The following is an 11050-nucleotide window of genomic DNA, read 5'->3' as shown; positions in this document are numbered from 1 at the left end:
GGGCTACCTCCGCAGCTCGAGAACGGTCCGCCCGATGCGCAGCTGCTGGCCGGGCTCGACCGGCGTCGGGGCGGTCACCGGCGAGCGGCCGAGCCGGGTGCCGTTGGTGGAGCCGAGGTCCTCGACCCACCACCGGCCGTCCCGCGGGAACAGCCGCGCGTGCCGGCCGGAGGCGTACTCGTCGGTGAGGACGAGGGTGCACTCCGGTGCCCGACCGATGAGCACCGGGCTGCTGCCCAGGGTCAGCGTCGTCCCGGCCAGGGAGCCGGCGGTCACCACGAGGGTCCGCGGGTTCGTCGTGGCAGCGGGGGACGACGGGGGCGGGCCGGCCGGTCGGGAGGCTGCCGGGGCCGCGGGCTGCGGACGACGCGACGGGCTGCGTGGCGACGGGCTGCGGCGCGCGACGGTGGTGCCGCCGTAGAGGTCGCGGCGCAGCACTGCGACCACGGCGAGCACGAACACCCACAGCAGGACGACGAAGCCCAGCTGCAGGACGGTGAGGGTCAGCTCACTCATGCGCCCTCGTCCTGGTCACCGTGGCCGGCCAGGTGGACGGTGATCCTCGTGCGACCGAGCGTGAGCCGGCTGCCGTCGGTGAGCCGGGCGCTGGGAGTGCGCTCGCCGTCGACGAAGGTGCCGTTCGTCGAGCCCAGGTCGCGGACGAGGGCACCGTGGTCGTCGAGCCGGATCTCGGCGTGCCGGCGGGAGACGCCGGGGTCGTCCAGGACGACGTCGGCGTCGGAGCCACGGCCGATGACCGTGACCTCGCGGGTCAGCTGGTAGCGGCGACCGTCGACGTCGAGCACCGGGTGGCGGGGGGTCGCGGTCGCCGCGGTCGCCGGGGCGATGCGGCCCTTGACCCGGGCGCTGCGGACCCGGAACACGCCGGTGTCCAGCGACTCGTCCCGGTGGAAGCGCACCGACACCGGCCCGACGAACGCGTACCGCTGGTGGCGGGCGTGCTCGGTGACGGCGTCGGCGAGCTCCTCGGCGAGGGTGTCGTCCCACTGCGCGACCCGGTCGTGGTCGCTGGGGCCGAGCTCGATGACGAAGGCGTTGGGGACGAGCACCCGGTCGCGGGCCACGACGGCAGCCTCGGTGTCGGTCTCCCGCCGCAGCGCGCTGGCCAGCTCGACCGGTTGGACCTCCGCCTTGAAGGCGCGCGCGAAGGCCCCGCTCACCGCGCGCTCGATCCCGCGCTCGAAGCGGTCCAGCACTCCCACGCCGGCCTCCTCACGCCTCGGGGACGTCCGGTGCCGCATGCAGTCCCGGCACACGGAACGGGGCCGGTGCTGCCGGCCCCTCGCGGAATCGTAGCCGCAGCCACCCTCCGCGCACTCCTCGCCGTCCGGGGCAGGGACCGATGCGTGCTAGGGTCGTCGACGCTCGCGCGAGTGGCGGAATAGGCAGACGCGCACGGTTCAGGTCCGTGTGCCCGAAAGGGCGTGGGGGTTCAACTCCCCCCTCGCGCACCGCAACCCGGAGATGATTCGGGTCCGAGGACGGGGCGACCAGCGACCTGGGCGCCCGTCCTCGTCGTCTTCTGTTGGCGTGGACTCCTGTTGGCGTGGACCACGGTCCCGGGCCCGGGGACCGACCCGAGGGCGACCCGTCGGACGCCGGGGGTGTGGGTGAGCGGTCGGTCCGCTCGCCCACGCCTGGGCTCGGAGGGCGGGGGCCCCTCCGTTTGTGTGAGTGGTCACGGGGATCATGGACGCGTTCGTTTTGTTCGACTACTCTGGGGAGGTGTGGGGGCGGCAGTCGATATCAGGAGGATTCGTGACCAGGGTTGCGGCCGGCTGCGACGCCAGGACGTACGTACCCGATGACGCACAGGGCGCGCTGATCGCCGAGGTTGCGCGCGTCCTGGACGAGGCGGGGCTCGCGGCGGTGGGTCCACGGCCCGCGCTGGTAGCCGCGAACGGACAGCGCTACGAGCTGCCGGAGCCGATGTTCGCCGTGCTCCGACAGGTGGCCGAGGCGCTGTCCAGCGGAATGGGGGTGAGCGTCGCACCGCTGAGTGCGATGCTCACGACTCAGGAGGCCGCGGACTACCTCGGGGTCTCCCGTCCGACGCTCGTCCGGATCCTTGAGCGCGGCGAGATCCCCATGCACAAGCCGGGCCGGCACCGCTTCGTTCGACTGCAGGACCTCGTCGCCTACCAGCAGCGGATGCAGGTGGAGCGCCGCGCCGCGCTGGACCAGATGGTGACCGACGCGGTGCGGGACGATCTCTACGCCAGGACGGACGGTCCGCCTCCCCGGACTCGGTGACGTATGGCGTTCCCGGCGTTCCTGGACACCAATGTCCTGTATGGCGCGACGCTGTGCGACACGATGCTGCGGATCGCCGAGCAGGGCGCCTACCGGCCGCACTGGTCGGCCGGCGTGCTGGGCGAGCTCGTCGAGGCGCTGGTCCGCCATGCCGGGATCCCGCTAGAGAGAGCCGAGCGCCGCGTGGCCCATATGCGGCGCGCGTTCCCGCACGCCGCCGTCGAGGAATACGAGGTGCTCGTCGAGGCCATGGCCTGCGACCCGAAGGATCGACACGTCCTGGCGGCGGCCGTCGCGGCACGCTGCGAGGTCGTCGTGACGTTCAACGTCAAGGACTTCCCGCACGAGTCAACCCATCCTCACCAGATTTCGGTCGTCACCCCGGACGCGTTCCTGCTCGACCAGCTCGACCTGCACCCACCGATGGTGCGGCGGGCGCTCGAGGCACAGGTGAGCCAGGCCCGCCGTCCGCAGTTGACGATGGGGCAGCTGCTCGCCAGCCTGGCGCGCGCCGGCGTCCCGGCATTCGCCGAGGAGGTGAGGCGCCAGGAGCTTGGTGACACATCACAGGCGGATGACGCATTGTCCTGAGGGGGCACTGGCGAGGGATGACGGCGGCGACGAAGGTGGCCGCAGCAGTCAGGACCCGTACGGTGCCTGGGAGGCGGCGGCGGGAATATTCGGCCGGCTTCCTTCGTCTCACGTGTCGGATTTCAGTTCCCCGACCCGAGCCGCCAGGACGGGAGCCTCAGCGGCTCGAGGGCTTGGACAAGGAGGCGCTGAGATGCTGTCCGACCTGTCAGAGAAGGACCCGCTGCGCACCGACCCGCTTTCACTCGTGGATGACCTTCCCGAGGACCTGACGCCTAGTTCGGGGTCGACCGATGTGCGCGACCTGTACCGGACCGCCCCGCCGATGGAGGGTGACCGTCTCTCGACCGGCCTGCCGGTCGGCACGGCCGCACCGGACTTCGAGCTGCCGGATGCCGCGGGCGACGTCGTCCGGCTCTCGGACCTGAGGGGCCGTCCGGTCGCCCTGGTGTTCTACCCGCTCGACTGGAGCCCTGGGTGCAGCGTGCAGCTGGAGCTCTACCAGCAGGAGCACGAGGAGTTCAGCTCTCGCGGGATCCAGCTCCTGGGGATCTCGGTCGACTCCATCTACAGCCACGGCGCGTGGGCGCACGTGCGCGGCATCACCTACCCGCTGCTGTCCGACTTCAACCCGCGTGGCGAGGTCGCCCGGCGTTACCAGGTGTGGCGGGAGCCTGACGGGTTCAGCGAGCGCGCCGTGTACCTCGTCGACGCGGACGGCGTCATCCGCTGGACCTACGTGTCGCCCCAGCTCCACCACCTGCCGCCGTGGGACGAGCTCGTCAGCGCACTGGACGCCGTCGCCCGGACCGGAGTCGAGACCGGAGTGGAGGTGCAGACGACATGACGATCCTCGACGTCGGCGCGCCCGTCCGGCAGCGTCCCTCGACGGTGCCCGTCGCGGTCTACGGCCACCGGTGGTGCGGGCTGACCCAGATGATCGCTCGCGCCCTCGGCCGGGCCGGAGTGGACTTCCAGTACGTCGACCTCGACCTCCACCCTGAGATCGAGCACAGACTGCGGTTGACGCTGGGTCACCGCCTGCGGACGCCGCTGGTCTACGTCGGTGGCGACTGGTACATGGCTCCGAGCCTCATGGAGCTGCAGAACGCGCTGGTCCGGCACGGAGGCTGGTGACGACCGGTGGCAACGGCTGAGGCGAGCATCGTCACCTGCCCGTCCTGCGGGAAGCGCAACCGGGTCGCGAGCCCGACGGCGGGCCGCGCCCGGTGCGCGGTCTGCCACGCCGACCTGCCGCGCCTCGTCGTGGCCGACGACGCCACCTTCGACGAGGTCGTCGTCGACAGCTCCGTGCCCGTCCTCGTCGACCTGTGGGCGCCGTGGTGCGGCCCGTGCCGGGCGATCGCGCCCGTCCTCGAGCAGGTGGCGGTCGACTACGCGGGCCGGCTGAAGGTCGCCAAAGTGAACGCCGACGAGTCACCGCAGGTGTCCGCGCGTCACCAGGTGACCGCTATCCCTACCTTGCTCCTCTACCGAGGAGGGTCCGAGGTGGCGCGTACCGTCGGAGCGCTGCCCCCGCCACAGCTGCGCGCCTGGTTGGACGGGGCCCTGCGAGAAGCCCCGTCGCCGGCATGACGCCGGAGACGGGACACGCCGTCGCCGGGCGGCGACGGCGTGTCCCGTGAACCTCAGTGGGACAAGGGCTCTGGGCTAGCGGTTGGTCGCCGAGTTCAGCCGGTAGTCGGCGAACCTCTCCCGCAGGGTCTTCTTGGAGAACTTCCCGACGCTGGTCTTGGGAACCTCCTCGATGAACTCCACTGCGTCGGGCAGCCACCACTTGGCCACCAGCGGCTCCAGGTGGTCGAGGATCTCCTCCTGGGTGGCCGTCTCCCCGGGCTTGAGGACGACGCAGGCCAGGGGCCGCTCACCCCACTTGGGGTCCGGCACGGCCACCACCGCGGCCTCGGCGACCTTCGGGTGGCTCATGATCGCGTTCTCCAGCTCGACCGAGCTGATCCACTCGCCGCCGGACTTGATCAGGTCCTTGGTCCGGTCGGCGATCCGGATCGACCCGTAGGGGTCCATCGCAGCGATGTCGCCGGTGCGCATCCAGCCGTCCTCGGTGGACAGCACCACGCCCGCGTCGGGTCGGTAGTACTCCTGCGCGCACCACGGCCCGCGGACCTGCAGCTCTCCCGTGGCCCGGTCGTCCCACGGCTGCGGCTCCAGGGTGTCGGCGTCCACGATCCGGGCCTCGACACCGAAGATCGGGATGCCGGCGCGGGCCCGCTGGTCGGCCTGGGTGGCGGCGTCCGCGTCGGCGTAGCGGCGGGGCAGCACACTGGAGGAGGCCAGCGGGCTGGTCTCGGTCATCCCCCAGGCCTGCAGGATCGGCAGCCCGACCTGCTCGCGGTAGGCCTCCGAGAGGGCCTTGGGCACCGCCGAGCCGCCGCAGCCGATCTCCCGCAGCTGGTGCGGGCGGCCGGCCAGGTGCGGCAGCACCCCCTGCCACACGGTCGGGACGCCCGCGGTGAAGGTCACTCCCTCGTCCACGATGAGGTTCGCCAGCGCCTCGGGTTGCATGACCGGTCCGGGCAGCACGAGGGAGGCGCCGGCGGCGGGGGCGGCGTGTGCGATACCCCAGGCGTTGGCGTGGAACATCGGGACCACCGGCATCGCGACGTCACGCACCCCCATGCTGAAGGCGTTCGCCGATAGCGCCGCCATGGTGTGCAGCACGATCGAGCGGTGCGAGTAGACGACGCCCTTCGGGTTCCCGGTCGTGCCGCTGGTGTAGCACATCGACGCGGCCAGGTTCTCGTCCCGGACGGCGAACTCGACGGGCTCGGCCTCGGCCAGCAGGGTCTCGTAGTCGAGGATCCGCCGGTCGTCCGGCAGCTCGCAGTCACCGCCGTCGTCCATCACGACGACGTGCCGGACGGTCTTCATCGTCTCGACCAGCGGCCAGAACACCGGGAAGACGGTGCGGTCGACGAAGACCACCTCGTCCTCGGCGTGGTTGGCGATGTACGTGAGCTGGTCGGGGAACAGTCGGATGTTGAGCGTGTGCAGCACCCGGCCGGTGCCCGGGGCGGCGAAGTACAGCTCCAGGTGCCGCTGGGTGTTCCAGCCGAAGCTGCCGACCCGGCCGTCGGCGCTGATCCCCAGCGTGTCGAGGACGCCGCCGAGTCGGCGGGTGCGCTGGGCCCAGTCCCCGTAGGTCGTGCGGGTGACGCCCTTGGGCGTGTTCGTGGCGATCGTGCCGTCGCCGAAGTGCTGCTCGACGTGTCGGAAGATGGCGTCGAGGGTGAGTGGGTAGTCCTGCATCAAGCCGCGCATGGCGTGATCCTGCCACCGAACTCGGCCGCGATCGAGGGTTTCCATGGGATTTCATGGCCATGACGTGGCCGTGGCATGGGCCGTTGGTAAGGTCGCCGGTGTCGAAGGGAGCGCCATGTTCGTCCCGTTGAGTGTCCGCGACTTCCTCGACCGTGCTGTCACCGTGTACGGCGACAGGATCGGCGTGGTCGACGAACCCGATCAGCCCGCGCCCAGCCAGGGGCAGCTGACCTACCGGGAGCTGGGTGACCTGGCACGCCGTCAGGCTGCGAAGCTCGACCAGCTGGGCGTCGGCGTCGGCGAGCGGGTCGCAGTCGTCAGCCACAACTCCAGCCGGCTGCTGACGTCGTTCTTCGGCGTCTGCGGGTGGGGCCGGGTGCTGGTGCCGGTGAACTTCCGGCTCCGGCCCGAGGAGGTCTCCTACATCGTCCAGCACTCCGGTGCCCGGGTGCTCTACGTCGACCCCGAGCTTGAGCAGTCGCTCAAGGACGTGGAGTGCGAGCACACGTTCGTGCTCGGTGACGACGACGACCTCTATGCTCCCGAGGGCGCGGAACCCGTTGAGTGGGAGCCGGACGAGGGCGCCACGGCGACGATCAACTACACCTCGGGCACCACCGCCCGCCCGAAGGGCGTCCAGATCACCCACCGCAACATCTGGGTGAACGCGGTGACGTTCGGCCTGCACACCACCATCAGCGACCGGGACGTCTACCTGCACACGTTGCCGCAGTTCCACGCCAACGGGTGGGGGATGCCGTTCGCCATGACCGGGGTGGGCGCGCAGCACGTCATCCTGCGCAAGGTCGACGGCGCGGAGATCCTTCGCCGGGTGCGCGACCACGGCGTGACGGTCATGTGCGCGGCCCCGGCTGTCGCGGCCGCTGTTCTCGACGCGCTGCCCGACTGGGACGGCGAGGTGCCGGGCCGGGACCGGGTGCGGATCATCATGGCCGGTGCGCCGCCACCGACGAAGACGATCAGGCGCGTCCAGGAGGAGCTCGGCTGGGAGTTCATCCAGATCTACGGTCTCACCGAGACCTCGCCGCTACTGACGGTCAACCGCGACCGCGCCGAGTACGACGACCTCTCCCCCGAGGAGCGCGCCCAGAAGCTGGCCCGCGCAGGAGCCCCGGCGCTCGGGGTACGGCTCGCCAGCGACCACTCCGAGCAGGGCGCCGGTGAGGTGCTCGCCCGTTCCAACGTCGTGCTCGAGGGCTACTGGGAGCAGCCCGAGGAGACGGCGAAGGCGCTGGAGGGCGGTTGGTTCCACACCGGTGACGGCGGCTTCATCTCCGAGGACGGGTACCTGACGATCGCCGACCGCAAGAAGGACGTGATCATCACCGGCGGGGAGAACGTGTCCTCGATCGAGGTCGAGGACTGCCTGTTCTCCCACGACGCCGTGGCCGAGGTGTGCGTCATCGGCGTGCCGAGCGAGAAGTGGGGCGAGACCATCAAGGCGCTGGTGGTGCTGGCCGAGGGCTACCAGCCGTCGCCCGACCTCGAGGCCGAGCTGATCGCCTTCTGCAAGGAACGGATGGCGGGGTACAAGGCGCCCACCTCGATGGAGTTCCGCGACGAGCTGGCCCGTACGGCCACCGGCAAGCTGCAGAAGTTCAAGTTGCGCGCCCCGTACTGGGAAGGCCGCACCCGCCAGGTCAACTAGCTCGAGGTCCACTTGGGGTATGCGATCCACCGACGAGGTCATCCGCTCCCACCTGGCCCACCGCGCCGCCGGGGACCTGGAGGGCGACCTGGCCGAGAACTACCACGACGACGTCGTCCTGCTCTCCTGGGGTGAGGGTGTCACCCGAGGAAAGGAGGCTCTCCTGCTGCTTCCGTGGGTGGGTGGGCGTGCCTGGATGGGCGCACGCCGTTCTCTGCGTAGGTTTCTGAGCTGTCAAGGGCCAGGAACCAGTGAGCGGAGAACGGCGTGCAGAACAGCACCTTATGGCGGGCCCTGCTGGGGGTCGAGAAGACGGTCGTCGAGGACGTTGAGTTCGAGGAGGACGACCAGCGGTTGGTCGCCCATGTGCGGCCGCGTGCCCGGGCCCGTGCGCGGTGTGGGCGGTGCCAGCGCAGAGCTCCTTCCTACGACCGCGGGCAGGGACGACGGCGGTGGCGTGCCCTGGACCTGGGCACGGTCCAGGTGTTCTTGGAGGCCGACGCCCCGCGGGTGAACTGCGCGGTGCATGGTCCGACGGTGGCGGCGGTGCCGTGGGCGCGGCACGACGCCGGACACACCCTCGCCTTCGACGAGCAGGTCGCCTGGCTGGCCACCCAGTGCTCCAAGACCGCGATCACCGAGTTGATGCGGATCGCGTGGCGCACTGTCGGGTCGATCGTGAGCCGGGTCTGGGCCGACGTCGAGGCGGTGAACGACCGGTTCGCGCGGGTTGCGGCGCATCGGGATCGACGAGATCTCCTACAAGCGCGGTTACAAGTACCTCACCGTGGTCGTCGACCACGACACCGGCCGCCTGGTGTGGGCCGCGCCGGGACGGGACCGGCGCACCGTCGCGGCGTTCTTCGATGCCCTCGGCGAGGACCGCTGCGCGTTGATCACTCACGTCAGCGCCGATGGCGCTGACTGGATCGAGGACGTGGTCACCCAGCGCTGCCCGAACGCGGTGCGCTGCGCGGACTCCTTCCACGTCGTGCGCTGGGCCACCGACGCCCTGGACGCCGTGCGCCGGCAGGCCTGGAACACCGCCCGCCGAGCACCGGGCGGGACCACCGGCAACGGCCGCTCCCACGGACGACCCCAACGCATCGCCACCGGCCACGCCAAGACCCTCAAACGCGCCCGCTGGGCACTGTGGAAGAACCCCGAGAACCTGACCCCACGACAGGCAGCCAAACTGGACTGGATCGCCAAGAACGACCCGAAGCTGTACCGCGCGTACCTGCTCAAGGAGGGCCTGCGGCTGGTCTTCCAGCTCCCCTACCAGGAAGCCGTCGAGGCGCTCGAGGCCTGGATCGCCTGGGCGCGACGCTGCCGCATCGACGCCTTCGTCGCGCTCCAGCGCCGCATCGTCAAACACAAGGCCGCGATCCTCGCCGCGATCGCCCACGGACTGTCCAACGGCCGCATCGAATCGGTCAACACCAAGATCCGGCTCATCACGAGAATCGCGTTCGGCTTCGCCTCACCACAGGCCCTCATCGCCCTCGCCATGCTCAACCTCGGCGGCCACCGCCCCACCCTCCCCGGCCGCAGATGACCCACGGATCAGTCAGGAGAGCCGGAAAGGACGGCGTGAGGCCTGACTCGTGCCGATTTAGTGTGTCGGCCACTTGACACCTACAGCGTCGATGATCGTGCGGGCGGTGTCGGTGAGGGGGTCGCTGGCGGGATGTTCGTGTCCGGCGATGTTGACGGTGATCTGCTGCAGCGGGCGTAACGCCTGGATGATCTTCTTGAGGCTCATCCCGGTCGTGTTCTGCAGGTGACGGGCGACGGCGAGGGCGGCCATGACGACAGTGAGGTGGGCCTCGATCGCGTCGCGGTCGTGGTGGAACACCGGACGGGCCCGTAGGTCGCTCTTGCTCATGCGGAACGAGGCCTCGACCTGCCACAACGAGTGGTAGGAGTCGATGACCTCACTGGCCGCCATGAGCGTGGCGGGCACGTTGGTGATGTAGCCCTTCAACCCGACGAGCCGGCGGGCGCGGTCCAGGGCCGCCTGGTCGAGACTGACTGCGCCGTTCGCCGTCGTGACGAACCGGGTGTGCGGGCGGCCTTCTCCCCGGAGACCACTGCCCTGGCCCTGTTCTCCTGCGCGGTGAGGGTCCTGCCGTCGCGGGCGGCTCGCTTGCTGGAGTACGACCACACTGCCCGCCACGACCGCTCGTGCACGGCCGGGTCCCACACGGGTTCGGCGCGCTTGGTGGTGTCGTTGCTGCTGCGGGCGGTGCCGGTGGACAAGCGTGGGGTGATCGTGTCGATGACCTGCCCATCGGTGAACGCGTCCCCGTGCCAGCGGAAGTGGGAGGCCAGGTCGACCGGCGCCTTGGTGACCCGCGAGCCGACGATGAACCGCAGGTTCGCCTCGTCCAGTTCCCGCAGGTTCGCCGCCGACAGCATCCCCGCGTCGGCGACGACGACCATGTCCGCGACCTGGTGGCGGGCCTGGAACTGCTGGATGATCGGCAGGATCGTGGTCGTCTCGGCCTTGTTGCCCTGAAAGCAGCCGACCTCGAGCGGGAACCCGGCCCGGTCCACGAGCAGCCCAACGACGATCTGCGGGTCCACGCGGCGTTCCTTGGAGTACCCGACCCGCCGCAGGTCGTCCTCCTTCTCAGCCTCGAAGTACAAGGTGGTGACGTCGTACAGCACCAGCGACAGATCACCGTGGACACTGGCGTGCTCGAAGCACGCCCTGGCGATCTGGTCCCGGTACCCACGCTCCTGGCAGCGGGCCAGCGACCGGAACATCGTGCGCAGCGAGGCGTGAGCGACCCCCAGCTCGTCCAGGACACGCACAGAGTCGGCCTTGCTGGTCGGCTCGACCAGCCGGGCCAGCACCAGCTGCTTGAACGCCTCGTCCCCGAGCGCGTCGAACCCCAACCGCGCGTACGTGCTGACCAGGACGTGCCACAGCAGGGCACTGGACCGGCTGGTGATGACCGCCTGACCAGCGGGCACCGACCCACCGCTGAGGTCCAGTTCGCCCTGACCCGGGCGGATCTTGCGGCGGGCGACCTCCAGCAGCGCCGTCAGCTCCTGCGCCGTGCGCGCCGACCCCACGTGCTCCAGCACCCGGTCACGCCCGCCCGCCCGCTCAGCGATCTGCACCGCCGTCGCCCCCGACCCCGTCCGCACCTTCCGAACGAACACCACCCGGCGACACTACCCACCGATTAGTGTGTCGCAGCCCCC

The 11050-nt window shown here is 70.5% G+C and carries 9 protein-coding genes, 1 tRNA gene and 2 pseudogenes; 8 read left to right on the top strand and 4 right to left on the bottom strand.

Translation table 11 applies throughout. The features are described 5' to 3' along the window. Positions 1-3 precede the first annotated feature (3 nt). Both HJG43_14445 and HJG43_14440 read right to left on the bottom strand, forming a co-directional pair. On the bottom strand, positions 4-516 hold the full coding sequence (locus HJG43_14445) for an FHA domain-containing protein (protein UER55538.1): 513 nt from the start codon (positions 514-516) through the stop codon (positions 4-6). Beyond that, positions 513-1223 (bottom strand): DUF3662 and FHA domain-containing protein, encoded by a 711-nt coding sequence (locus HJG43_14440; GenBank protein UER55537.1) that lies wholly within the window; start codon positions 1221-1223, stop codon positions 513-515. The genes HJG43_14445 and HJG43_14440 overlap by 4 nt, the downstream gene beginning before the upstream one ends. 165 nt (positions 1224-1388) lie before the next feature. Between HJG43_14440 and HJG43_14435 the strand changes: the two genes are divergently transcribed. The 6 genes from HJG43_14435 to trxA all read left to right on the top strand — a co-directional run bounded on the left by HJG43_14435 (position 1389) and on the right by trxA (position 4461). Beyond that, a tRNA-Leu gene (locus HJG43_14435) sits at positions 1389-1472 on the top strand. Between the two features lie 238 nt (positions 1473-1710). Beyond that, positions 1711-2274 (top strand): helix-turn-helix domain-containing protein, encoded by a 564-nt coding sequence (locus tag HJG43_14430; GenBank protein ID UER55536.1) that lies wholly within the window; start codon positions 1711-1713, stop codon positions 2272-2274. A 3-nt stretch (positions 2275-2277) separates the two neighbouring features. After that, entirely contained in the window at positions 2278-2865 is a 588-nt protein-coding gene (locus tag HJG43_14425) for a PIN domain-containing protein (GenBank protein UER55535.1), read from the top strand. A gap of 325 nt (positions 2866-3190) precedes the next feature. Further along, positions 3191-3712 carry a peroxiredoxin gene (locus HJG43_14420; GenBank protein UER56004.1) on the top strand — a complete coding sequence of 174 codons (522 nt, stop codon included), beginning with the start codon at positions 3191-3193 and terminating at the stop codon, positions 3710-3712. Continuing rightward, positions 3709-4002 carry an NrdH-redoxin gene (locus HJG43_14415; GenBank protein ID UER55534.1) on the top strand — a complete coding sequence of 98 codons (294 nt, stop codon included), beginning with the start codon at positions 3709-3711 and terminating at the stop codon, positions 4000-4002. The genes HJG43_14420 and HJG43_14415 overlap by 4 nt, the downstream gene beginning before the upstream one ends. A 6-nt stretch (positions 4003-4008) precedes the next feature. After that, positions 4009-4461, top strand: coding sequence for a thioredoxin (trxA, locus tag HJG43_14410; protein ID UER55533.1), 453 nt, complete (start codon positions 4009-4011; stop codon positions 4459-4461). A 75-nt stretch (positions 4462-4536) separates the two neighbouring features. Here the strand turns inward: trxA and HJG43_14405 are convergent, their stop codons facing one another. Further along, positions 4537-6165, bottom strand: coding sequence for a long-chain fatty acid--CoA ligase (locus tag HJG43_14405; protein UER55532.1), 1629 nt, complete (start codon positions 6163-6165; stop codon positions 4537-4539). A 115-nt stretch (positions 6166-6280) separates the two neighbouring features. Here HJG43_14405 and HJG43_14400 point away from each other — a divergent pair, with 115 nt between their 5' ends. Both HJG43_14400 and HJG43_14395 read left to right on the top strand, forming a co-directional pair. Beyond that, positions 6281-7834: an AMP-binding protein gene (locus HJG43_14400; protein UER55531.1), complete on the top strand. Its 1554-nt coding sequence runs from the start codon at positions 6281-6283 to the stop codon at positions 7832-7834. Between the two features lie 267 nt (positions 7835-8101). Further along, positions 8102-9392 (top strand): annotated as a pseudogene (locus HJG43_14395) (ISL3 family transposase). 57 nt (positions 9393-9449) lie between these two features. Here the strand turns inward: HJG43_14395 and HJG43_14390 are convergent. Continuing rightward, positions 9450-11011: pseudogene (locus tag HJG43_14390) on the bottom strand (IS1634 family transposase). Positions 11012-11050: the final 39 nt, after the last annotated feature.

Source organism: Kineosporiaceae bacterium SCSIO 59966 (assembly GCA_020881835.1).
GTDB lineage: Bacteria > Actinomycetota > Actinomycetes > Actinomycetales > SCSIO-59966 > SCSIO-59966.
This window is presented reverse-complemented; position numbering and strand designations above follow the sequence as displayed.

What these genes read in the sequence shown, in the direction of transcription:
- HJG43_14445 (UER55538.1), bottom strand. Translation starts at nt 516, where the DNA reads ATGAGTGAGCTGACCCTCACCGTCCTGCAGCTGGGCTTCGTCGTCCTG.
- HJG43_14430 (UER55536.1), top strand. Translation starts at nt 1,711, where the DNA reads ATGGACGCGTTCGTTTTGTTCGACTACTCTGGGGAGGTGTGGGGGCGG.
- HJG43_14425 (UER55535.1), top strand. Translation starts at nt 2,278, where the DNA reads ATGGCGTTCCCGGCGTTCCTGGACACCAATGTCCTGTATGGCGCGACG.
- HJG43_14420 (UER56004.1), top strand. Translation starts at nt 3,191, where the DNA reads ATGGAGGGTGACCGTCTCTCGACCGGCCTGCCGGTCGGCACGGCCGCA.
- HJG43_14415 (UER55534.1), top strand. Translation starts at nt 3,709, where the DNA reads ATGACGATCCTCGACGTCGGCGCGCCCGTCCGGCAGCGTCCCTCGACG.
- HJG43_14405 (UER55532.1), bottom strand. Translation starts at nt 6,165, where the DNA reads ATGCGCGGCTTGATGCAGGACTACCCACTCACCCTCGACGCCATCTTC.
- HJG43_14400 (UER55531.1), top strand. Translation starts at nt 6,281, where the DNA reads ATGTTCGTCCCGTTGAGTGTCCGCGACTTCCTCGACCGTGCTGTCACC.